The 25,276-nt window shown below is 56.2% G+C and carries 16 protein-coding genes; 15 read left to right on the top strand and 1 reads right to left on the bottom strand.

Going from position 1 to position 25,276, the window contains the following annotated elements; all coding sequences use genetic code 11:
• Nucleotides 1-27: 27 nt before the first annotated feature.
• From ABDW36_RS22300 to ABDW36_RS22250, 11 genes are all read left to right on the top strand, one after another.
• On the top strand, nt 28-381 hold the full coding sequence (locus tag ABDW36_RS22300; protein ID WP_343704145.1) for a YciI family protein: 354 nt from the start codon (nt 28-30) through the stop codon (nt 379-381).
• 155 nt (nt 382-536) lie between these two features.
• Nucleotides 537-1,769, top strand: a complete 1,233-nt coding sequence (locus ABDW36_RS22295; RefSeq protein WP_343704144.1) for a DUF6596 domain-containing protein — start codon at nt 537-539, stop codon at nt 1,767-1,769.
• A 29-nt stretch (nt 1,770-1,798) separates the two neighbouring features.
• On the top strand, nt 1,799-2,734 hold the full coding sequence (locus tag ABDW36_RS22290) for a hypothetical protein (RefSeq protein WP_343704143.1): 936 nt from the start codon (nt 1,799-1,801) through the stop codon (nt 2,732-2,734).
• Nucleotides 2,735-2,867: 133 nt separating this feature from the next.
• Nucleotides 2,868-4,877 (top strand): T9SS type A sorting domain-containing protein, encoded by a 2,010-nt coding sequence (locus ABDW36_RS22285; RefSeq protein ID WP_343704142.1) that lies wholly within the window; start codon nt 2,868-2,870, stop codon nt 4,875-4,877.
• Nucleotides 4,878-5,008: 131 nt separating this feature from the next.
• A complete protein-coding gene (locus ABDW36_RS22280) occupies nt 5,009-5,608 on the top strand; it encodes a DUF4412 domain-containing protein (protein WP_343704141.1) in 600 nt (199 codons plus the stop codon).
• 4 nt (nt 5,609-5,612) lie between these two features.
• Nucleotides 5,613-6,737 carry a hypothetical protein gene (locus ABDW36_RS22275; RefSeq protein ID WP_343704140.1) on the top strand — a complete coding sequence of 375 codons (1,125 nt, stop codon included), beginning with the start codon at nt 5,613-5,615 and terminating at the stop codon, nt 6,735-6,737.
• Between the two features lie 62 nt (nt 6,738-6,799).
• The gene (locus tag ABDW36_RS22270) at nt 6,800-7,390 is read left to right on the top strand and encodes a sigma-70 family RNA polymerase sigma factor (protein WP_343704139.1); all 591 of its coding nucleotides are present in this window, start codon (nt 6,800-6,802) and stop codon (nt 7,388-7,390) included.
• 92 nt (nt 7,391-7,482) lie between these two features.
• Nucleotides 7,483-8,673, top strand: coding sequence for a FecR domain-containing protein (locus ABDW36_RS22265; protein ID WP_343704138.1), 1,191 nt, complete (start codon nt 7,483-7,485; stop codon nt 8,671-8,673).
• Nucleotides 8,674-8,916: 243 nt separating this feature from the next.
• Complete coding sequence (locus ABDW36_RS22260) at nt 8,917-12,225, top strand: TonB-dependent receptor (protein WP_343704137.1); 3,309 nt, start codon at nt 8,917-8,919, stop codon at nt 12,223-12,225.
• A gap of 21 nt (nt 12,226-12,246) precedes the next feature.
• Nucleotides 12,247-13,824 (top strand): RagB/SusD family nutrient uptake outer membrane protein, encoded by a 1,578-nt coding sequence (locus ABDW36_RS22255; protein WP_343704136.1) that lies wholly within the window; start codon nt 12,247-12,249, stop codon nt 13,822-13,824.
• Nucleotides 13,825-13,844: 20 nt separating this feature from the next.
• Nucleotides 13,845-15,164 carry a sulfatase gene (locus ABDW36_RS22250; protein ID WP_343704135.1) on the top strand — a complete coding sequence of 440 codons (1,320 nt, stop codon included), beginning with the start codon at nt 13,845-13,847 and terminating at the stop codon, nt 15,162-15,164.
• 63 nt (nt 15,165-15,227) lie between these two features.
• On the opposite strand, the gene ABDW36_RS22245 is transcribed toward ABDW36_RS22250, so the two are convergent.
• Nucleotides 15,228-16,028 (bottom strand): alpha/beta hydrolase, encoded by an 801-nt coding sequence (locus tag ABDW36_RS22245; RefSeq protein WP_343704134.1) that lies wholly within the window; start codon nt 16,026-16,028, stop codon nt 15,228-15,230.
• A 178-nt stretch (nt 16,029-16,206) separates the two neighbouring features.
• On the opposite strand from ABDW36_RS22245, the gene ABDW36_RS22240 reads away from it, so the two are divergent.
• From ABDW36_RS22240 to ABDW36_RS22225, 4 genes are all read left to right on the top strand, one after another.
• Nucleotides 16,207-19,623: a HEAT repeat domain-containing protein gene (locus tag ABDW36_RS22240; RefSeq protein WP_343704133.1), complete on the top strand. Its 3,417-nt coding sequence runs from the start codon at nt 16,207-16,209 to the stop codon at nt 19,621-19,623.
• Nucleotides 19,624-19,925: 302 nt separating this feature from the next.
• On the top strand, nt 19,926-20,525 hold the full coding sequence (locus ABDW36_RS22235; protein ID WP_343704132.1) for an RNA polymerase sigma-70 factor: 600 nt from the start codon (nt 19,926-19,928) through the stop codon (nt 20,523-20,525).
• A 72-nt stretch (nt 20,526-20,597) separates the two neighbouring features.
• On the top strand, nt 20,598-21,734 hold the full coding sequence (locus tag ABDW36_RS22230) for a FecR domain-containing protein (RefSeq protein ID WP_343704131.1): 1,137 nt from the start codon (nt 20,598-20,600) through the stop codon (nt 21,732-21,734).
• Nucleotides 21,735-21,816: 82 nt separating this feature from the next.
• The gene (locus tag ABDW36_RS22225) at nt 21,817-25,272 is read left to right on the top strand and encodes a TonB-dependent receptor (RefSeq protein ID WP_343704130.1); all 3,456 of its coding nucleotides are present in this window, start codon (nt 21,817-21,819) and stop codon (nt 25,270-25,272) included.
• Nucleotides 25,273-25,276 lie beyond the last annotated feature (4 nt).

Below are 25,276 nucleotides of genomic sequence, written 5' to 3'. Positions count from 1 at the left end.
ATTCAATAACACTTAAAACGATTTACCATGCATGAATTTATGCTGATTTTCAGGCACGAAGATGGCAAAAAGGTTGCCTCTCCCGAACAGATACAGGTCTGGATGCAACAGACCATGGACTGGATAGGCGGTATTGCCGCGCAGAACAAATTCATTGCGGGCAATGGCCTGCTGTTTGACGATGCCCTCGTAGTGCACCACAACAAGGTGGTGACCAACGGCCCCTTTGGAGATATCAAGGAAACGCTGGCCGGGTATGTGATGGTAAAGGCAGAATCAGCCGAAGAAGCGGCGGAGTTTGCCAAAGGCTGTCCCGTGCTGCAGGGAGAAGGGAATACGGTGGAGGTACGGCGGATAGTAACAGGAGACGGTGTACACTAAAGATCACGGGCGGCCCTGAAAGGCAGGCCGCATATTAAAACACTTACGGGGCTGACTAAAACGGGTTCCCCGTCTCGGGCAGGTGGCGGAACGAAGCCGGGTTCACGGCAATTCCCGGCACCTTGATTTTACTCTTTGGTCAGCCCCCTCATCACATGAAACAGCAGGAGCTCATACCACATCTTTTCCGCGCAGAGTTCAGCAAGATCACCGCCGTGCTCTGCCGCCACTTCGGCATGGAGCATATGGAACTGGCGGAAGACATTGCCGGAGAAACCTTCCTGGCCGCGCTGGAAACCTGGCCCTACCGCGGCGTGCCTGAAAACCCCGTGGCCTGGCTGTACACCGTGGCCAAAAACAAGGCGCACAATCATTTTTCGCGCAACCGTACTTTTCAGGCCAATGTTTCTCCCGCATTGCAGCGTGCCACGCCCGCCGCGGAAGAATCAGACATAGACCTTTCCGGCCAGAACATTACAGACAGCCAGCTGCAAATGCTGTTTGCCATCTGCCACCCCGCCATTGCCCCGGAAGCGCAGATAGGCCTTGCCTTGCGTATTCTCTGCGGCTTTGGCATAGAAGAAATTGCAGACGCCCTGCTCAGCACCAAAGAGAACATCAACAAAAGACTGTACAGGGCGCGTGAAAAACTGCGGCAGGAAAAAGTGGCCATCGTATTCCCGCCACCCGCGGAAGTGCACCAGCGGCTGGACGTGGTGCTCACCACGCTCTACCTGCTTTTTAGCGAAGGCTACTACTCTGAAAGCAGCAACACTGTACTGCGGGAAGATCTTTGCCGGGAAGCCATGCGCCTCTGCCTGCAGCTCATAGAGAATGAAAACACCAACCTGCCGCCCGTAAACGCCCTGATGGCGCTGATGTGTTTCCATGCTTCGCGCTTCCCCGCCCGCAAAGATGCTAACGGTGAAATTGTACTGTACCACGCCCAGGATACCACGCTTTGGAACCAGGAGCTGATCGGCCGCGGTGCGTTTTACCTGCATAACGCCTCCACGGGCGGCCGGCTGTCAAGGTTCCACCTGGAGGCCGCCATCGCTTACCATCATACCATCAAGGAAGACACGGCGGAGAAATGGGGCGCCATCCTGCAATTGTACAACCAGCTGCTGATGCTGCACTACTCTCCCATTGCCGCGCTGAACAGAACGTTCGCACTGTCCAGGGTCAAAGGCAAAGCCGCTGCCATTGCAGAAGCGGAGAAGTTGCAGCTAACCGGCAATCAATATTACTACACCCTGCTGGGGGAACTGTACCGCGGCATGGATAACCACAAGGCGCACGCGTGCCTGCAGGCAGCTCACGGGCTGGCCAGAACGGAGGCAGACAGGAAGGTGATAGCGGAGATGATGGCGGAGTTGTATCTTTAACATCCGGCCCGCAAACCCGCCGCTCCCGTATGAAGAACATCAGCCACCACATCCTCAAAAAAATAAACGACCCGGAACTGGTGAACACCCTCGCCCGCCGCCTCCCCGCAACAGCCCTCAACTCCATTCTGCTGGACGTATTTCATCAGCGCACCGCACAGCTGAATGCCGGCGCGCTGTTGCGCGGCTATGCGCAGAACCGCCTGGTGAAACCCGCCGCGGTAGACGTTATCAGGCTGAAGGCCGAAGAGCTGCAAACTTACCAGCTGCTTCAAAAGGCGGGTTTTGAACCGGTTGAACTATCGCCGGTGGCGCAACTGGGTACCAGCTCTGTGATAGCCGCGGTAGACCAGAAAAAAGTGCTGACGGCGCTCAGGGGCACGGAAGTGCAGGCAGACCCTACCAATGCCCTGGCCCTTCACTACGCCCACCAGCGGAAAACGGGCGCGCTGGCAAAGGGCGCCCACCGGTTCTGCAGCATCAGCAGAGTACTGAGAACACAGGCATTGCCAGACCCCGCCTTCACACCGCACTTTGCCGTATGTACCCTCACCACCATGGGGCACGATGCCGGCAGCTTTACATTTGAGAAGACCGCGTTGCTCGAACATATTACAGTGCAGAACGCCGTTTGCATGCAGGTGTATGGCAAAGCGCAGGTACGCGCCGAACTGGTCCCGCAAAAGGGCTATTCCGCCACACACCCGCTCATAGCCGCCTGCATGGAGCACCTGCAGGCAGCAGCGCCGGGCTTGCATGTCACCGTCCGCCCGCAACCCGTCAACAAGAACTATTACAGCGGCCTGCAGGTGAAAATAATTGTGGCCCTGGAGGAGCGGGAATTTGAAATAGGTGACGGCGGGCTGGTGAACTGGACGCAACAACTGCTGCATGATAAAAAGGAACGCATGTTCATCAGCGGGCTTGGTTCGCAACTACTGCATATCTTCACTGCTCCCCGTTAACCCTGCGGTCTAGTAACCCATCCCCCGCTCCTCCCGGTCTTTAACTACTTATTCAAGTATGTTTTACCCCGCCGTTACTTGCTACTTTTAATACGGCGAGAACCCTTCCGTTCACACTATCAACCGTATCTCCATGAAAAATATCTACCCCCTTCTGCTTTTGCTGTGCAGCCTGACTGCCTCTGCCCAGCAAAGTCCTTATTTCCATTTCTTCTACGATATTCCCGGCAACGGGCCCACGCAGGTGCTCGACTTCCAAAAAGATCGGCTGCTCTACTGGCGAGACAGCGCTTATCACATCCACCAGCTGAATACCGGCAATACCATAGACATTCCGCTGCACCAACCGCCCGCCCTGGCCCTGCAGCAAGACAGGCAGGGATGGCTCACAGACAGCGGTGCTTTCGTTACCGTGCCTTCAGACGTGGCGGGCATGGTGGCGCTATATGAGTGGCGCGGCCAAACGCTCTCGGTAGTGGAAAAACAGGCCACCAGCGTGGAAGTGGGCGGTAACGACGTGCTGTGGACAAGCTGGGGCTACTTCTACTCCCAGCGTTCCGGCGCGGAAAAACAACGGGTATCCACCAACCCGGGAACGTTCACCATGTCTCCCGAAGGCTGGTACCTGTATAGCCTTGACGATACGCTGTACCTCCACAAAAACGGCGTTACCACTCCCTTTGCCACCGGTGAGGAAACGTCTGAAAGGTTCCTGTACGTGGTCACTGACGGGCAGCAGATCATGTACCTCATGGAAAAGGCACATCAAAACCCCACGCTCTATCTCTACAACGGTACTGCAACGGATACTGTGGCCATACTGCGCGGTTCCAACCAGCAGATTTTCTTTAAACAGCAATATAGCCTCAACAACGGGTACGCGGCTTTTGTGTCTATAGACCAGACGGGAGACACCTGGCCCTACCCCACCGCCAGCACAACGGTGTACGTAAGAGCCCCTTCCGGAAAACGGAACCTGGCCTTCAGCCAGTTGGGAGACCGCGGGGACGTACGGGTACGCCCGGAGCTATGGGGCCTCACTGAAAACGGCGGCCTGCTGCTGGCCAAAGAAAACTACCGGTGGGAAAACGGGTTGCATTACACGCCGTGGGACAGCGCATCACGGTTCATTGCCAGCTTCCCCTGGAACGGCCGGAGCCAGGTGCCCCCGCATGTGTATAAAGACGGATCGTTCTATGTTTTCTATAACGATTCCGTGTACCGCGTACAGCCAGACATGGTTAAACCAAAGGTGCTGCCGTTTGAAGTAACCGTGCAGCCCGGCGTTCCGTACCGCTTCACGCTGGACAGTCTGCTGAATTACTATACCGGCGTGAAATACGGCCCCGGCCAATTGCAATCAGCCGGTTTCTTCAACGGCCCGTACCAGGGCTACCTGGTGGCCGCCGGAGATACGCTCCAGCTGTACAACCGCTGGATAGACCGTGCGCGGCTGGACAGCCTGGTGTATCTGCCGTCTCCCAACGCCTCCGGCATAGACTCTGTGTTATGGACGGCCAATGACGGCGCCACCTCCACGCCGTATGCATTGATCAGGTTCCGCTTTGCGCCCGTGGCCTGCCCGCCTGCAGCGGTCACCCTTACGTCCAGCATCAACGTAGTGAACAACAACAGTGATACGGTGGTGCTCACCGCCCATGGCAGCGCCCCCGGCCTCTTCGCCTTTGCGCGGGATACATCGTTCACCTCCCTGCTGCGGCCGGAAAGCACAGACTCCGTGCTGCTGCTGCCCCCCGGCGCATTGCAGCAAGGCGGCAACAATATCTACGTAAGGCTGCGCACCGGCTGCGGAACAGATTCTGTGGCAACAGACCGGGTGCACATCATCAAGACCTTCCTTTCCCACATACCCGGTAAAGACTTTGACAGCAAGCTGCTCATCATCGTTTACCCCAACCCCTTCACCACACAATTCACGGTAGAAGGGCTGCAGCCGTCCAGGAAATACGTGCTCACCCTGCACGATCTCAGCGGCCGTACCGTGGTAACGGTGCTGGCAGACTACCTGCACAAGATCAACATTGTGCCCAACGTGCCCTTGAACCGGGGCGTCTACTTCCTGAAAGCCTGGGATGTGGCCGCACAGCAAACAGTGGGCGGGGCTGTACTGCTGAAGCTATAGGCAGCCCGGGTTGTATCAAGACGCCTGCACACTGTGCGGGCGTCTTTGTTATATTTAACATGGGTGGTTGGCAATAAATTGTTAGTTTTAGTACTGCTTATACCGATACCATGAGAAAAATATATTGTCTGATGCTGATAACATTATTCAGTTCGTTTATACACGCCCCTTCCTACTTTACCGGCAAAATAGTTTACCAGCATACTTTTACAGATTTAGATGGGAAAGAGACGATGAATGCACTGTATACTGCACTTGGACGGGAGCAACACTACCTTATAGATGACAAAAATTATAAGGCCCTGAATGAAAATGGCCGGTATATACAACTATACAATGGCCAAACTAATACCTACTACCACTTTTCGGGCAATGCTGCACATAAAATTGACGCAGCCACCAGCTCTTCCTCTCCGGCTGTTATCACTAAACATCCCGGAAAAGAAAAAATAGCCGGATTCGACTGTCAGGCGCTGCAGATGGAAACCGGCTCTACCACCACGATATACTATTATTCAGACAAGATAAAAGTTGACCCGGCCACCTATGCCAGGCACCAGTTTGGCGACTGGAATAAATACATGGAAGCCAGCAATGGCGCGCTGCCGCTGAAGTTTGTCATGAAAGATCACAAAAACAAGTTTATATGGACTTCTGTTGCAAAAGTCGTGAACGAGCAAAAAATGTCGACTGAAGATTTCAGGTTCCCGGCCGGGTATCAATTGAAATAATGCTATGTTCCGCCTCCTCATCATCACCTTCCTCTCCATGGCCGCATTGCACACCGCCGCGCAGCAGCCCAAAAACCGCAGCAGGGTGAAGTATTTTGTTGATTCCGTGCCCTTGACCGGCGCCCCGCAAATATCGCAGGAAGACCTTGCTTACTATGACATGGTGCTCTACCCGGCCACCCGCAAAATTATTCCGTTCCCGGCGTATGACAGCCTGATATACTTCTTTACCAAAGCCTGGGTAGACCGCCCTGCTGAACTGAAGCAGATACCGGCCATGGGCCAGCTCCCGCTTTTTGGAGACCTGTATTATTACAAAGGGCAACCCTATACCGGCAAGGTGATAGACTATTTTTACAACGGCAAGGTCAGCCACCGGGGTTCTATCAAAAAAGGGAAGCCGGAGGGCACCCACTTTTATTACAATCCTTTCGGGGTGGCCATGCGGCGCACCTACACCAATAAGAGCAACGGTGTGGTACAGGTTACCGAAACAGACACCGAAGGCCGGCTCACCAGGCGTGAAGTGCGCTACCGCAACCGGCCTGAGCAAACGGAAAGTTATTATGTGAACGGCCAGGTGAAACACCAGCTCTCCGTGTCAGACAAGCGTACCTTATCTGTTTCCTACTTCTCTTCCGGGCTTGTAAGAGACTCAACAGTGAAGTACAAGAACAAAAGCAAACAACTGTACCGCCCCCCGCACATCCGGCAATACTACGAGCTGGTAGACAACCGGGAATACACCAAAGCCCGCCATCTCTATCCGGGCCATCCCGACGTTTTTCACTACCTGGCAAAGGCGGCCGTAGACAGCCTGCAGTTTGATAAAGCTATTCAGTATATGGATACCTGCCTTTCGCTGGAACCTTACGAACCGAATTTTTTCCTGCAACGCGCCTATATGCGCCTTGCAAAATATGCGTACGTTGCAAGCCAGGTAAAACGTACAGATGAAGAAGCGTTGACCCGATACCTCAACACCAATCCCCCGCTCAATATTCCCGCCACTGACAAACAGCAGATCATCAGCGATCTGAAAAAGTGCGAAGCGCTTGACAAGTGGGGCTTCGGTTACTTCCCCTTCTTTGCAGACATGCGGAACTGGCAGTTTTTGCGCATGCCCTGACGCACCGGCCGTGCAACGTTCTTTTTTTGTATGTTTATACCTGATCCAAGATTGTCCCGGGCATGCCAACAGGTGAACTACAAGATGATGAAAAAATGCTGCTCACGGAGTTGGCGGCAGGCAGCAGGGCCGCTTTCGAGGAAATTTACCAGGAATATTACAATGGCCTGCTGTTTTTTGCGCAGCGTTTTTTACCGCTTCAGCAGGCAGAAGACGTACTGGCGGAAGTATTCATCAAACTCTGGCAATTCACCGGTTCCTTCAGCAGCATGCCCGCCCTTCATAAATGGCTGCGGGTGGCGGTGCGGAATGCCTGCCTGAACGTGCTGACGCAGGAGAAGCGCCATACGGAGAAACAACACCGGCTGCTGCATGAAACCGAAGCCGGGTATGAGCACCTCTATTTCCGTGACAAGCTTGAAGCAGACCTCCAGGCGCTCATTCTCCGGGAAATACACAAGCTCCACCCCCAGCAGCAACGCATTGTACAAATGTTTTTCCTCCAGGGAATGGACAATGCCGGCATTGCGGCGGCCCTCCAGATCAGCGTGCAGGCGGTCAAAAACCAGAAGGTAACAGCGCTGAAAACCTTGCGGAAGATCTTCAGGGACCCAGACCTTTTACTCGTGCTCTCTTTCCTCCTCCTGACCTGATCGCTTCATTCCCGAAAAAAATATCCTGTTTCACTTGTACGCCGGCGGTACCTGGTTGTTATTATGGTAAACCACACCGTCACCGCAAGCATATGGACGCCACCAAAAGACTAAGCACACTGATTTTCAGGTCTCTCACGGGAGAATTGACGCCGGCGGAACAGCAGGAGCTGGATGCATGGCTGGCGGAATCTCCCGCCAACCGCAGTTTGTATGAAGAGCTTGGCCGGCCGGAGGTGTTGAAACAGGGTTTAGCCAGGATGTATGAGGCTGTTGATTCCCGTGAGCGCGTGCTGGACAAAGTGCGGCTGGCCATGGCGGAACCGCCGGGCAAAAAAGAAGCGGCCCGTGTGATGCCGCTCCGCCGGTGGTTGCCTTACGCCGCCGCCGCAATACTGGCAGCCACCGCCACCTTGCTATGGTGGCAAAAACCGCAACAGCCCGCAACACCCGTTCAAACCGCGCAAACAGCTGCCGGCGCCATTCCTCCCGGCGCCACGGGCGCTGTGCTCACCCTGGCAGACGGCAGCGTGATTGAGCTGGACAGCCTGCACAACGGCACCATTGCCGCCCAGGGCGCTACCCGGGTAATACTGCAAAACGGGCAGCTCTCCTATAAAAAAGACAAGCATACAGGCGCAGGGGAACCCGTGGCCTATAACACCATCACCACGCCTCGCGGCCGGCAGTTTCAGCTGCTGCTGCCTGACGGTACCAGGGTGTGGCTCAACGCCGCTTCCTCGCTCACCTACCCTACCGCCTTCAGCGATACGGCCCGCAACGTGACCATTACCGGCGAAGCGTATTTTGAGGTAACGCACCTCCCCGCCGCCCCCTTCAGGGTGAAGATAGGCCCACAGCGCGAAGTAACGGTGCTGGGCACACGCTTTAACGTGAACGCCTATGTGGACGAACCGGAAGTGACCACCACGCTGCTGGAAGGCTCCGTCATGATATCCGCCGCCGGCACGCAAAAAATGCTGAAGCCCGGCTACCAGGCCGGCATGCGGGAACAAGAAATACTGCTGCGGCCGGCAGACCTGGAAGGTACCATGGCCTGGAAGAACGGGCTTTTTATTTTCAACAAAACAGACATTCACGCGGTGATGCGGCAGCTCAGCCGCTGGTATGATGTGGAAGTGGTGTTTGAAGGGCAACCGGCTGCCAGGCAGCTCACCGGCGAAGTATACCGCAGCTATACGCTGCAGCAGGCGCTGGCCGTATTACAGGCGGCCGACCTGCATTTCCGCATCAGCGGCCGGCAGCTTACCGTGCTGCCGTAAGTAACGGGCAACAAGTTTATATCAACCAAAAAATACACGGCATGAAGACTTAACACCACGCTAAGTCCCGAAAAAGCCGGAGGTGTTGGAAGCACCCCCGGTAAAGCGTTCGGGCATCCGCAAATGCGATCCTTTCAAAGACTGATTTTCGTATTACCCAAACATTGTAAATGTATGCATTTAAAATTTATCGGGAAGGCTCCTGGTATGAGGGGGCCTGCTTTATCCAAACTCCTTCTGGCCATGAAAATGACCGCATTCTTCTTATTGGTGGGCCTGCTGCATGTAAGCGGGAAGGCCGTTTCCCAGAAGATCAACCTGACGGCCGGCAATATGCCGCTTGAAAAAGTACTGCACAACATCAAGCAGCAAACAGGCTACCTTTTCCTTTACGATGATAAACAGATCAACCGCCTGCAGCCGGTAAGCGTAGACCTGAAAGACGCCTCGCTGCAGCAGGCGCTGGATGCCTGCCTGAAAGGGCTGAACCTTTCCTACAGGATAGTGGAGCGGAACGTGATCATCAAACCGCTGCCGCAGCCCGCCGCACCGCTGGCCGCAGCAACGGCCGCCGCTCCGCCTGTACGCGGCACCGTCACCTCTTCAGACGGCTTGCCGCTGCCCGGTGTTACCATTAAAATAAAAGGCAAACCCGCCGGCACGGTTACCGCGGCAGATGGTACTTTCACCCTGACGGTGGAAGAAGGTGATGTGCTCCAGGTCTCTTTCCTGGGCTACCAGTCCAAAGAAGTGACCGTGAGCGGCGGCGGCCCGCTCAACATACAGCTGCAATCACAGGAGCAGGCGCTGAAAGACATCGTGGTAGTTGGCTACGGCGTACAGAAAAAAGTAAGCCTTACCAGCTCCATATCCCAGGTAACCGGCGAAGATCTGACGCGCAGGCCGGTATCCAACATCCAGCAGGCCCTCCAGGGAGCCGCCCCCGGCGTTACCATTCTTGACAACGGCGGCGCGCCCGGCAGGTCTGGCGCCACCATCAGGGTAAGGGGCATTACCACTTTCAATGCCGGCGCCACCGCCGGCGTCAGCGGTTATGACCTCAGCAAAAATGAGCCGCTGGTAATTGTAGACGGTATTGAACAACGGCTGTCAGACATCAACCCTGACGATATTGAATCCATCTCCCTGCTGAAAGACGCCTCCTCCACTGCCATTTACGGCTCCAGGGCTACCAACGGCGTAGTGATGGTCACCACCAAAAGAGCAAAGGCAGGCAGGCTGGCCGTGAACTACAACTTCTTTTACGCCCTGCAAAAAAGCATCAACAATCCTGAAATGATGGACCTCGAGAGCTATATGCGGGAGCAGGTAGATGCTTATACCAATGCCGGCGTGAACGTTCCGGCGCGCTTCTCCGAACAGTCTATCAACAACTGGGTGAATGCCACAGACCGTGAAAAATTCCCGCTGCCGAACGTTTGGTACCAGGAAATGCTGCGCGTGGCGCCGCAAATGAACCATAGCCTGGCGGTTGCCGGCGGCAGTGAAAACTTCAGGGCGCGCATGAGCGTAAGGTATGCAGACCAGCAGGGTATTCTCCCCAACTTCAACAGCAAGCTGAAAGAGGTGCGCGTCAGCACAGACTTCAATGCCCCGCACCGCATGAAGTTCAGCGCAGACGCCAACTACCGCAACAATTCATCTCTCTCCCCGGCTAATGAAAGCACCATCTATCAGTATATGCTGCACGGCTCCCTGTGGGCAGTACCCAAGTATGCAGACGGTACCTACGGCCTCAGCCCGCAGGGTGCCAACCCGCTGATGTTTGCGGAAATAGGCGGTACCAACCGGCAAAGCATAGACTATTTCACGGGCAACCTGAAAGGCGAATGGGAGATCATCAATGGCCTCAAACTGTCTGTACAATACGGCGAGCGTTTTATGCTCTCCGGCGGCAAGGAATACACCAATGCCTATACGAACCGCGATAAAACCACCAACATTGTGCGCACGGTAGCCAACAATACGCTTACCGAAACGCGCAATACCCTGCGGGAATACACTTTGAACAACCTGCTGACCTACGAAAAGGACTTTGGCGGGCATAACCTGAAAGCGCTGGTTGGCTATTCGCAGATAGGCAACACGCAAACACGCCTCAGCGCTTACCGGGAGCGGTTTTATAATAACGACCTGGGCTCCATTGGCCAGGGCGCTAACGACGGCACCAAGTCCAACAACGGCAGCGACGCCACCTTTGGCCTCCGCTCCTACTTCAGCCGCGTCAACTACAGCTACCGGGATAAATACCTGCTGGAAGCCAACGCCCGGTACGATGGCTCTTCCCGCTTTACCGGCAGCAAACAGTACGGCTTCTTTCCCTCTTTCTCCGCCGGCTGGAGGCTGTCTGAAGAAAGCTTCTGGGCGCCGCTCAAAACAGTGGCCGGCAACGTGAAGCTGCGCGGCTCCTGGGGCGTTACCGGCAACCAGTCTGTAGACCTGTACAGCTTCTACGAATCACTGGTGCTCAGCTCCTACACCTTCGGAGGCGCCGCCGTAAACGGCTACCGCCAGCTGGTATTGGCCAACCCCGGCCTTGGCTGGGAAAGCACCACACAAACAGACATCGGGCTGGATGCTACGCTGTTCAACAATAAGCTGTCACTCACAGTAGACTACTACAAAAAAGTAACGGACGATATTTTGCTGAACCTCCCCATCCCCTCCGCAGTGGGCCTGGCCGCGCCGCCGCAGAACGCGGGCGTGGTAGAGAACAAAGGTCTGGAAGTATCCCTGAACTACCGCAACCAGGCGGGAGCGCTGCGCTACAACCTAGGCGGCAACTTCAGCATCAACCAGAACAAGGTGACAGACCTGAAGGGCACCGGCCCTTACATTACCGGCTCGGATACAGACCCGCGCTACATCATCAGGGTGGGCCTGCCTATCAATACGCTGTGGGGATACACCTCGGACGGGCTTTTCCAGACGCAGGACGAAATAGACCGCTACCCGCATTATGCCATCAACACCAAACCCGGTGACGTGAAGTACATAGACCGGAATAATGACGGCAAAATAGACGCAGGAGATATGGCCGCCATCGGCAACTCCTTTCCCAAATATACCTTTGCGTTCAACGCAGGGCTGGAATACAAAGGCTTTGAGCTGAACGCCCTGTTCCAGGGAGTGGCCGATGTAGACGCCCGCCTTTCCGGCGCCCTGGCGGAAATGGGCGTGCAGGAAGGTTTTGTGTCCAGCATCTTCACCAACAACTACTGGACGCCCACACGCACCAACGCCCGGTTTCCCCGGCCCGTGAAAAGCGACCTCCGCAACGTGATGACCTCAGACAGGCTGGTGATAGACGGTTCTTACCTCCGCCTCAAGAACATCCAGCTGCTCTACACCCTGCCGCAGCAATGGACGCGCAACGTGCTGAACAGCGTGAAGGTATACGTGGCCGCCACCAACCTTTTCACCATATCAAAGCTGAATGAATGGAACCTCGACCCTGAAGCCGGTTCCGGCCGCCTGCAGTACTACCCGCAAACTGCGCTGTACACTATTGGCTGCAACATCCAGTTTTAATCATTCTTCAATGCAGAACATATGAAACGTATTCAAACCATATACATCCTGTTACTATCGGCGCTCGGCTTCCAGGCTTGTGATAACAGCCTGCTGGAGACCGTGCCGAACGACCGGCTTTCTTCCGGTGTTTTCTGGAAAACGGATAACGATGCCAAACTGGCCGTCAACGCCCTTTATCCTTTCCTGGACTCCACCAATATTTTCACCTGGGACGCACTTACCGATATTGCGCACGTAAACCAGAACATTGCCGCCGAAGCCGCGCTTGACAGGGGCAACTATGACGCGCTGAACAGAACGGTGATAGACGAATGGGCCAGGGCCTACGCCGGCATCCGCGCCGTGAACTATTTCCTGGAAAACGTTGACAAAATAACCATTACAGACACCGTGCTGGTGAACCGCCTGAAAGGCGAAGCCAGAACGCTGCGCGCCTACCAGTACATCCGGCTGGCCGCACTCTACGGAGATGCGCCCCTGATCACGGCCACCATCAGTATTGCCGAAGCCGGCAAAGTAAAACGCGCGCCAGTAACGCAGCTGTGGGATTTTATAGACGCAGAGCTGACGGCCGCCGCCCCTTTGCTGCCGCCCTCCTATGCGGCCGCTGAAAAAGGCCGCATCACCCGGGGCGCCGCGCTGGCGCTCAAAGCAAGGGCCAACCTCTACGCCGGCCGCTACCAGCAGGCTGCTGATGCCGCAGCGGCCGTGATGGGCCTGGGCTACACCTTGTATCCCTCCTATAAACAACTGTTTTCCTACGCCGCGGAGAATAACAGCGAAGTGATACTGGACCGGCAATACATCAAGGATGTGGCCGCCAATAACATATTCAACCGCCTGGCGCCCTACAGCCAGAAAAGCGCCACCAGCTACTACGTGCCCACCAAAACGCTGGCCGATGCCTACCAGATGAGCAACGGCAAAGCCATCACGGAAGCCGGCAGCGGTTTTGATCCCGCGCATCCATATGACAACCGCGATCCCCGGTTGCGATACTCCATATTCATACAGGGAGACGCGCTGCCTTCAGGTATTACCTACAATCCCGCTCCCAACAGCGGCACCGCAGATGCGGTGGGCAATACCTACCTGGCCACCAGCACCGGCTTCAATATTAAAAAGTACATCAATGCGGAAGACTACGCCAACCCCGGCAACTGCGGCATCAACATCATACTGCTCCGTTATGCGGAAGTGCTGCTGACCTACGCGGAAGCAAAAATTGAGCTGGGCCAGATAGATGCCAGCGTATACAAGGCCATTAACGACGTAAGGGCGCGCGCAGACGTAAACATGCCTCCCATAGCCGCCAATCTCGGCCAGGACCAGCTGCGCGCGGCAGTACGCCATGAGCGCATGACAGAGCTGGCGCTGGAAGGCCTGCGCCTCTTTGACATCAGGCGCTGGAAAACGGCGGCAGACCTTATGAAAGGTGAAGTATACGGCATGACGTATATGGATGGCGGCGCCCTGAAAACAATTACCGTCAGCGGCTTTACCCGCAACTTTGAACCGAAACACTACCTGTGGCCCGTACCGCAGCCGGAAGTAGATCTCAACCCCGGCCTGCTGCCGCAAAACCCGGGATGGTAAAACAATAAAACAGATAACGGATGAATAGACTATACAGGCTGCTATGCACCCTGCTGCTGGCTGCGGCTGGCGTACAGGCACAAAATACGCCCAGGCCCAACGTAATTTTTATACTGGCAGACGATATGGGGTATGGAGACCTCAGCTGCTACGGGCACCCGCTGATCAAAACGCCGCACCTGGACCGCATGGCGCGTGAAGGTTTTAAAAGCGGCGCCTTTATGGTACCCTCTCCCGCCTGCACGCCCGCCAGGGCGGCCCTGCTCACCGGCCGCTACCCTGACAAGGTGAACATGGGGCATGTAGTAGGCCCCGGCGGCAAAAACGGATTGGCAGACAGCATTTTCACCCTCGGTAAAATGTTCAGGGAACAGGGCTACCAAACCATGATCATCGGCAAGTGGCACCTGGGAGACAGGCCGGATACAAGACCGCTCTCCCATGGTTTTGATCATTTCTTCGGCATGCTGTACAGCCATGACTATAAAGATCCCTTCGTAAAAACAGACACCACGCTGGCCGTGTTCTATGACAATACGCGCGTGCTGGAAAAACCGGACCACAGCACGCTGATGGAGCTGTATACAGACAGCGCCATGGCCTATATCAGCCGGGCCGGGAAACAGCGCAAGCCCTTCTTCCTCTACCTGCCAATCCCCATGCCCCACGCCCCCGTGGCCGCCGGAAAAAGCTGGAAAGGCCATTCCGCCGCCGGTGAATATGGAGACGTGATAGAAGAAATAGACGGCAGCATTGGAAAAATTATGGAGCAATTGCGAAGCATGAAGCTGGACAAAAACACCCTGGTGATTTTCACCAGCGATAACGGCCCCTGGAACAATATGCCGGAGCGCATGTTCGGGCGGGATATTGTAAAGCCCTGGGACCATGGCTCCACCGGCCCCTTCCGCGGCGGCAAGGCCAACACCTACGAAGGCGGCCACCGCGAGCCCTTCCTGGCCTGGTGGCCCGGCCGCATACCTGCCGGCGCCTCTTCTTCCGCCCCCTGCATCATGAACGACATGCTGCCCACCCTGGCCGCCGCCACCGGCTACACCCGGCCGCTGCCCGGCAACCTGAACGGCGTCAGCATGTGGGCCCACATCAGCGGCCAACAGCCCGCGCCGCCGGAAAGAACGCTCTATTACCTCAACGCCTCAGGCGCGCTGGAAGCTGTACGCCAGGGCAACTGGAAACTGCGGGTAGCCAAAACGGCACCGGCTGAAACAGAACTGTTCAACCTCTCCCGGGATGTTTCGGAAATACACAACCTCGCCGCCCGCTTCCCTGACAAGGTGAAGGAGCTGCAGCGGTTGCTGGATGCCTACCCGTCTCTTTAACTGTATTATAAACCTTACAACAAAAGGCCGCCCCAAAATGAGGCGGCCTTTCTTGCAATATCATCACTTCTTCTTCTTGATCTCCTTCAACATCAAATAAAACGAAGGCTTCGGCATATCTCCGTGCCCGTAACCATCCAGTTCATACAGGTAGGTCTGTTTATGCCCCACCAGCTGCATCATCCGGGCCAGGTAGGCATTTTCTTCATACCGCCCCAGCATTTCCATATCCCGGTTGCCGGTGTAGAGATATAACGGCGGCGCGTCTGCCCGCACGTGGTAGAGCGGCGCAAAGGCGTCTATGGTGGGCTGCTTTTCAGGAATGCCTTTTTCTTTCCGCACAGTGAAGTGAGTGATGGCCTGCGTGCTGAAAGGGAACAGCGCGGCAATGCGGTTGGCGTCTATGTTGTATTTGGCGAGCCATTGTTTGTCCAACCCTATCATGGAGGTGAGGTAACCGCCCGCGGAGTGGCCCGCCACGTAAATTTGCGCCGTATCCCCACCGTATTCGGCTGCATGCTGAAAGGCCCAGGCCACGGCAGCCGCCGCGTCCTCGATATAGGCCGGGCAGCTCACTTTGGGGCTGAGGCGGTAGTTGGCCGCCATTACGATGACGTTCTGCTTTTTCAGCTCTTCAGGTATGCTTTTATTGCCGCCGGTAATGCCGCCGCCATGGAACCATACTATCACCGGCAGGCCTTTTGCTTTTTCAGGGTAGTATACGTCCAGCACGCAACGTTCTTTCATATAGTCCGTTTGCTGACCGGTACGGTAGGCAACATTTTTTTGCTCTTTATAAACGGCGTCCTGTGCCAGCGCGGGCAAGGCCAGGCATAGCAGTAACAGGAATGCAAGATGTTTCATGGGCGCATGTTTACAGGCAAAGAAAGGAAAAAATGCGTTTCGCAGGTAACCGGGGCAGAAAGCCGCTCCTCCAAAAAATCCCGCTTTTCTTGCTTTTAGCTGTTTTTTACTATATTTTAACTGGCCGTTCATGGCCCGGCTACCGGCCTTTATTTTTATAACGTCTACAATCTTGAAAATGTCCACGTTTACCGGAAAGATTAAACACCTTGCCCTGTTTTCATTACCCGTTACAGCCGCATTGCTGCATGGCTGCGGGCCGCAACAGGCCGCCGACCTGCGCGTAAAAGAAATGGATTCCACCTTTACCGCCCGCTTTGCAGACTCTGTCACCAAAGCCATGAAACCCACCATCGCAGACAACCTCACGCTTGAGCTGTGGGGCATAGACTCCCTGGTGATCTCGCCCATTGCGCTCGATGTGGATGAGCAGGGGCAGGTGTATTTCACCACCACCTCCCGGCAAAAGAACTCTGAATTTGACATCCGCGGCCACCGCGACTGGGAAATTCCCTCCATCAGCCTGCAAACGGTAGAAGACCGGCGCGCTTTCCTGCACCAGGAACTCTCTCCCGAAAACAGCCACCGCAACAAATGGCTCAAAGACCTGAACGGAGACAGCTCTCACGACTGGCGCGATCTCACCATCGAAAAAGAGCATGTATACCGCCTGCAAGACCTGAATGGCGACGGTGTGGCAGACCGCTCCCAGCTGGTGGTAGATGATTTTAACGACGAGGTGACGGACGTGGCCGGCGGCGTGCTGGCCAATGGGGAAGATCTGTACGTGGCCGTAGCGCCAGACCTCTGGAAGATGCGGGACAAGAATAAAGACGGCATAGCCGATGAAAAGATCTCCCTCTCCCACGGCTACGGCATACACATCGGCTTCAGCGGCCACGGCATGAGCGGCATAGAGATGGGGCCTGATGGCCGTATCTATTGGCAGATAGGAGACATCGGCTTCAACGGCAAAGGCCCTGACGGGCAAAAATGGGAACACCCCAACAGCGGCGTCATTGCCCGCTGCAACCCGGACGGGAGCGACTTCGAGATATTTGCCCACGGCACGCGCAATACGCACAAGTTCGTATTTGACGAATACGCCAACCTCATCAGTGAAGATAACGACGGAGACCACCCCGGCGAAAAAGAACGGCTGGTATACATCGTGAACGGTTCTGACGCCGGCTGGCGCAGCAACTGGCAATACGGCAAGTATCGTGATCCCAATAACAACACCTACAAGGTATGGATGGACGAAAAGATGTACCTGCCCCGCTTTGAGGGCCAGGCAGCCTACATCACGCCCTGCATCACCAACTTCGTAAGCGGCCCCGCCGGCATGGCCTACAACCCCGGCACCGCCCTGGGCCCGGAATACAACAACACGTTCTTTATTGCGGAGTTTGTAGGCAACCCCTCCAGCTCCGGCATCCACAGCTTTAAGCTGAACCCCAAAGGCGCCACCTTTGAGCTGGGCGAGCATAAAAAAGTGCTGGGCGGCGTATTGCCCACCGGGCTTGACTTTGGGCCAGACGGCGCGCTCTACCTGGCAGACTGGATAGACGGCTGGGACACGCATGACTATGGCCGCATCTGGAAGCTGGACCATAAAGACGCCAGATCTATGGCCATCCGCGCTGAAGTGAAAAAGCTGCTCGGAGAAAGTTTTGCAGACCGCAAGGAAGATGAGCTGGGCGGCCTGCTGAAACATGCAGACATGCGCATCCGCCAGAAAGCGCAGTTTGAGCTGGTGAAACGGAAAAACAAGGGCGCCGAAGTGTTTAAAGCCGCCCTGCAGCAGAAAGACCACCAACTGGCACGGGTACACGCCATCTGGGGCACCGCCCAGCTGGCCCGGCAAGATAAAAAGTATGCCGCTCCCCTGCTGCCGCTGCTGCAAGACCAGGACGCTGAAATACGCGCACAGGCCGCCAAGTGGCTGGGAGACATCCGCTATGCGGAAGCCGGGGCCGCCCTGCTGCCCCTGCTGAAAGATACCGCCAGCCGCGCCCGTTTCTTTGCCGCGGAAGCCCTGGGCAGAATCAAACATGCGCCGGCCGTACAGCCCCTCATTGCCATGCTGGAAGCTAATAATGACGAAGATGCCTACCTCCGCCACGCAGGCTGCCTGGCGCTGGCCCGCATTGGCCAGCCGGAGCCGCTGTTGGCGCTGGCCTCCAGCCCGTCCCGCGCCTTGAGGATTGCCGCCGTGGTAGCCCTGCGCCGCATGGCCCACCCCGGCATTGCCGTGTTCCTCAAAGACCAGGATGAGTTTGTGGTAACCGAAACCGCCCGCGCTATTAATGACGACCTGTCCATTCCCGCCGCGCTGCCCGCGCTGGCCGGCTTGCTGCATACTACCGCGTTCACCAATGAAGCGCTGCTGCGCCGCGTTATCAACGCCAACCTGCGCGTGGGTACAGACAGCGCGCTGCACAGCCTGGTGGCCTACTCGCAGCAAGAAGGCGCTCCCGCGGCCATGCGGGCGGAAGCCATAGATGTGATCAGCGTATGGCCCAAACCCTCTGTGCTGGACCGGGTAGACGGCCGCCTCCGCGGCCCCGTGGAAAGAAGCGCCGCTACCACCACCGCCGCCTCCGCCACGGCATTGACCGCCTTGCTGAAAAATAAAGAGCTGCCCGTGAGGATCAGCGCCGCCAAAGCCATCAACAAGCTCCACATCCAGCATGCGGCGCCGGCCCTGCTCACCGCCGTAATGGGAGACGCCGAGCCCGCCATGCGGGTGGAAGCCCTCAAGGCCATGGTAGCCGTGCAGGACGCGCGGATGGAACAGGCCATCAAACATGCCCTGTCTGACAGGGAAAAGAAGGTGCGTGTAGCCGGGCTTGACCTGCTGGAGAAAATGAACATTCCCAAAAACACCATGGTGAGCCTGCTCACAGACGTGATCAATACCAAAACCATGGAAGAGCAGCAGGCCGCCGTGCTCACCCTGGGCCGCCTGCCGCTGGAAAACACCCAACCCGCCATTACCGCCTTGCTGGATAAAATGGCGGCCGGCAAACTGGGCGCAGGCATTTACCTGGAGCTGGGCGAAGCCATTGACAGCACCGGCTCCAAAGCGCTGAAAGAACGTTATGCCTCCATTAACCGCGGCCTCAGCCAGGATGAACTGCTGGCCTCCTACGCCAGCAGCCTGCAGGGCGGAGACCCGCAGCGCGGGCGGCAGATCTTCTACCGCAACCAGAACGCGCAGTGCATGAAATGCCACGCGTATGACGACAGGGGCGGCAACGCCGGCCCGCGCCTCAACGGCGTAGCGGCCCGCCTCTCCCGCGAGCAATTGCTGGAAGCCCTCATAGACCCCGGCAAACGCCTGGCGCCCGGCTTCGGCATGGTAACGCTGGAGCTGAAAGACGGTAAAAAACTCACCGGCGTACTGCAGGGAGAAAGCAAAACAGGCATCAAGATAAAAGAAGGGCTGGAGCCGGAACGCACCATTGCGGCGGCGGACATTGTGAAGAAAACGCTGGCCCCCTCCAGCATGCCGGATATGAAAGCCATCCTGTCCAAAAAAGAAATACGTGACGTGGTGAGCTTCCTCTCTGAAGCGAAAGAAGATAATTAACCCGCATACGTTGCTGAACAGCCGGGGCAGGCCGCCAATAAAGACCTGCCCCGGCTGTTTTATTTTTTCCTTCCCGATAGTTTTAATTTTGTACTTTATCCCCGTAAAACAACCAAAACCAGGATCTGAACACGTTATATTATCGTTAATTCAAGGCAACGGCATGAGCTTTATTTTTCCGCGTATTACAGCCAGCAGGCAGCTTTTGCGGCTACTGCCGCCGGTAAGCGCGCAGGCGGGCGCAAGCGGATGGAACTGCCTTTCTTAACGGCCATATTATATTTGCAACCTAAATCAATGTGATGTCTGCTCATAAAATACATATTGAGCCCGGTCTGTTAAAAGCAGTTTCTGAAGGGGATGAAAAGGCTTTTAGCGAAATCTTCCATCTTTACCGCAACAGGATATACGCCATTGCTTTCAAGGTAACCGGCTCTGAAGCCCTTGCCGAAGAAGTGCTGCTGGACGTATTCCTGAAGGTATGGCTGAAGCGGGGCCAGTTGCCGCAGATCACACATTTCACCGCATGGCTGTTCACCGTTACCCGCAACCATATATTTAACCTGCTGAAACAAACGGCCATGCAAATGGCCCCTGCGCCGCTCATGGAGCAGGAAGAATACCTGCTGCCCCATGCAGACAACCCCGGCGCCATCTTGCAGGAAAAAGAGTACCGCAGCGTATTGCAGCAGGCGGTGAACCAGCTGCCGCCCCAGCAGAAAAAAGTGTACCACCTCATCAAGGAGCACGGCCTCAAGCGGGAAGAAGCCGCCACAGAGCTGAACCTCTCCCCTGAAACCGTCAAACGCCACCTTTCCGAGGCCATGCAGTTCATCCGCGTATACTGCCTCTCCCACCTGGGCATGTACGGTGCGCTGGTCCTTATTAAGGAATTGTTATGAGTGTCATTTATTTTCCCCTCCGCTGACCCATCTTTCTTTTTTTACTGTCTCCTTTTATAGAACACGCCGCCTATGTCCAGACTCGATGAGTTATTTTCCAGGTTTATCAACGGTTCCTGCACGCAGCAGGAAAAACGGGAGCTGTTTGCCCTCATTGCCCGGCCGGAGAACGATGCGGCCCTGCAGCAGCTGCTGGACGGGCTCATAGCCGGCATGGACGAAGAGAAGGAAGTAGACGCCGCGCGCGCCCAGGAGATATTGTCCGTTATCCTGAAAGCGGGCACCGGCAAAAGCCGGCGCAGCAAGGTGTTCACCCTGCTTAAACGGGTGGCTGCGGCTGCCGCCATACTGGCATTGGTGGCGGCAGGCATCCGGTACTTCCAGCAACGGCCGGCAACGGCGCCGCCTGCAGGCAGCCCGGTAGTGCAAGACATTCCCGCCGCCGTGAGCGGCGCGGTGCTCACCCTGGCGGACGGCAGCAAAATTTCGCTGGACAGCCTGGGCCAGGGCCTCATTGCCAACCAGGCGGGCACAAAGGTATTGCTGGGCAAAGGCTCTGTATCCTACAACAGCAGCCAGTCTGAGGCCGTTACCTTCAACACGCTCAATACGCCCCGCGGCCGTGTGTTCCACATCACGCTGCCAGATGGCTCCGGCGTGTGGCTCAATGCGGCCAGCACCCTGCGCTACCCTACCAGCTTCAGCGGTGCAGACAGAACGGTGGAGCTGAGCGGCGAAGCCTATTTTTCCATCAGCCCGGAAGCCAGCCGGCCCTTTAAAGTAAAGGCCGCCGGCCAGGAAATAGTGGTGCTGGGCACGGGCTTCAACGTAAGCGCCTACAGCAACGATGCGCAAATGGCCACCACCCTGCTGCACGGCAAGGTAGCGGTGAACAGCAAAGTGCTGCAGCCGGGAGAGCAGGCGCGTATTGCGGAAGGCGGCGCCCTGAAGGTGAGCCGCGTAGACACCAGCCAGGTAATGGCCTGGAAAAACGGCATGTTCAACTTTGAGAACGCCGGCATCAGTGATGTGATGAAACAGCTGGAACGCTGGTACGATATAGATGTAACATATGAAAACGGTATACCCGCCATGCAGTTCGGCGGAAAAATAGAACGCAGCCTCAGCCTGATGAACATTACACGGATACTGGAAATATCCAATGTGCATTGCAGGCTGGAAGGAAGAAAACTGATCGTCACACAATAATTCATGTAACAGGAAAAGCCCCGCAACCGTAACCGCTGGTTACGGACGGGATGCCTATGTATTTAAAATTCGTAAAACGAACATGTTGCCAATCAACTACCGCACAACAGGAACAATGCCGGTCATAGCCGGGCGCCTGCCCGCTCCGCCGGTTTTCAGCAAACAAAAATTACTGGTCATGAAACTGATTGCCATGCTGGTGACCGTGCTTTGCCTGCAGGTACAGGGCAGGGTCACCGCCCAAACCGTTACCCTCAGCGGCAAAGACCTCTCATTCCGGGAAATTTTTTCCCGCCTGGAAAAACAGACGGGTTACGTGGTGTTCTACAACCAGGCCCTCCTGGGCAAAACAACGCCGGTAACCGTCAATGCGCAGAACATGCCGCTGGAAACCTTTCTCAACACGGTGATGGCCGGCCAGCCCATTGATTACGAGATCAGCAGCAAAACCATCACCATCAAGGAACGTGCGCAAACGGCCGCTACGCCCGCGCAGCAGCCCGCCGTGGTGGCAGACCCGCCTGTGAAAGGCACGGTAACGGATGAAGCGGGCAATCCCCTCCCGGGCGCCACCGTATCTGTTGCCGGTACCAACCGCGGCGTGCAGACCAACGAAAAAGGCGAGTTCAGCATTACCGCCGGCCAGCAGGACGTGATCTATATTTCCTACATCGGTTTTGACAGGCGGGCACTGCCGGTGAAAGACATCAAGCAGCCGCTGACAGTGACACTGCAGCCTTCCAATAAAAGCATGAATGAAGTAGTGGTGATCGGTTACGGCAGCGTTACCAAAAAAGACCTGACCGGCGCCGTATCTACCGTGAAAATGTCAGACCTGGCAGACGTGCCCGTGAGCCGCGTAGACCAGATGCTGCAGGGCCGCATTGCGGGCGCAGAGTTCGTGTCTACAGACGGCGAGCCCGGTGCAGGCACTTCCGTGCGCATCAGGGGCACGCGCTCCATTACCGCCAGCAACGAGCCGCTGTACATTGTAGACGGGCTCATGGACGCCATCACCAACCTCAACGAGCTGAACCCTTCAGACATTGCCAGCATCAGCGTGCTGAAAGACGCTTCTTCCACCGCTATTTACGGCTCCCGCGGCAGCAACGGCGTTATCATCATCACCACCAAAACAGGCGGCAGCAAAACCGGTAAAACCAATTTTACGCTGCGCAACGATGTGGGCATTTCAGAGCTGCCCCGCTACCTGGACCTGATGAACGCCACGGAATTTGCGCAGCTGCAGAACGACCGTTATTATTTTGCCAGCACGGCTAACCAGACCAAACCGCTGGAAGAATATCCCTACCCTGACCCGCTGGCGCTGGGAGAAGGCACCAACTGGACCAAAGAGATCACCCGCCGCGCGCCTTATCACAACCTGACGTTTTCCGCTTCCGGCGGTGACAAGGCCACGCAATATTATTTCTCCGCCAACTATAATAACAACCAGGGCATCATCCTCAACAGCGGCATGAAACGCTACCAGGTGCGCCTCAACCTCGACAGGACCATCAGCAAGTTCGTGAAAGCCGGCGTGCGCTTCAACTACTCCAACGTAGACCGGGCACTGAACAATGCAGACGTAGGCACGCAAACGCTCTGGTACCGCTCTACCATCTTCCTGGCGCCCACCATTCCGGCGTATAAGGAAGACGGCAGCCTGAACGACTGGAACTCGCAATGGTACAGCGGCACCCTGTTTGATTCCCCGCTGGCCAACGCCCTCCTGAAGAAAAACAACCGGCTGGAGAAAAGCCTCAGCTCCATGGCCTATATCGAGATCAAGCCGGTGAAAGACGTGCTGATCCGCTCCACCGTTTCTTATTCAGACCTGGTGCGCAACAATGACCAGTATTTTCCTTCCACGCTGCCCACCCGCATCAACGCCAATTCAGGCGGGTACGCTTACAAAAGCAGCTATTCGGAAAACAACCTGCTGAACGAGAACACCATCACCTATAAAAAGACGTTCAACAAACACCATATCTTCGACGCCATGTACGGCTTCACCGTACAACGCAGGAAGTACAACAACATGACCGCCAGCGGGCAGGGGTATTTTGTAGACGATATTGAGAATAACGACCTGGGCGCCCTGCCGTCAAAAGAAACCATCAGCCTCGGCTCTTCCCTGGAAACCCTGGGCAGAATGAGCCACCTGGCGCGTTTGAACTACAACTACCGCGGCCGGTACTACTTCACCGCCACCATGCGGCGTGACGGGGCCTCCAACTTCTCCCGTGACAACAAGTGGGCTTTCTTCCCCTCCGCCGCCTTTAAATGGAACGTGAGCAACGAGCAGTTCATGAAACAGTTCACCAAGCTGAGCGAGCTGTCTTTCCGCCTCAGCGGCGGCACTTCCGGCAACGATGCTATTTCCCGTTACCAGTCGCTCTCCCGCCTTTCTTCCACCACCGGCGGATATATTTTCAGTGGTGCGCAACCCGTGGCCTACTACCCTTCCCGCATCTCCAACGAAGGGCTGACCTGGGAAAAGACCACCACCTTCAACGCGGGCATAGACCTTTCTTTCTTCAACAAGCGGCTGGACATTGTGATAGACGCCTACCGCAGCACCACGTCTGACCTGCTGCTCACCGTGCAGCTGCCCACGCAGGTTGGTTACGGCTCCCGCCTGGCCAACATCGGCAAAACCTCCAACCGCGGTATAGAGCTGACGGTGAACCACGAGAACATCCGCCGCAAGAACTTCAGCTGGTCTACCACCGTTACCGCCGCGCATAACACGCAGCGCGTGGAAGACATCGGCGGGCTTGACAGGGTGTCTGTATATGACAACCCCTACGGCGCCCAGTACATGATGTACGGCTATGTACAGGGCCGCCCGCTCAACGCCGTATGGGGCATGCAATACGCCGGCGTATGGAAGAACGCGGAAGAAATAGAGAAGAACAAAACCACCAAAGAGTACGCCTCTTCCGCGGTGAGCTACTACTCTCCCGGCCGCCAGCGGTATATAGACCAGAATAAAGACGGTGTGCTGGACAATAACGACCTCATCTACCTCGGCAATGCAGACCCGTACGTGTACGGCGGCATCCAGAACACGTTCAACATCCGGAAGCTGAGCCTGTCCGTATACCTCAACTACTCCCTGGGCGGTAAAATATACAACCCTACGGAGCTGTTCATGGGCACCGGTACCTACCTGAGCAACCAGTACCGCTACATGGTGAACGCATGGCACCCCGTGCGCAACCCCAACTCGGATTACCCGCGGGCAGATTCCAAAGACGACATCCCGAACGACCGCTTCCTGCACGATGCCAGCTTCCTGCGCCTCAAGAACGTATCTGTAGGCTACCCGCTGAACCTGGCCCGTGTTACCGGCGGCAAGCTGCAGTCTCTCTACCTGGCGCTCACCGGCAACAACCTGGTGCTCTGGAAATATTACAACGGGTATGACCCCGAAGTATCTACCCAGAGCGGCGGCTCCACCATCCGCAGGATGGACAACGGCGCCTACCCCACCAGCAGAACTATCACTTTTAGTGCAGAACTGAAATTCTAAAACC

The sequence above is a fragment of the Chitinophaga sp. genome, assembly GCF_039596455.1.
Classification (GTDB): Bacteria; Bacteroidota; Bacteroidia; order Chitinophagales; family Chitinophagaceae; genus Chitinophaga.
This window is presented reverse-complemented; position numbering and strand designations above follow the sequence as displayed.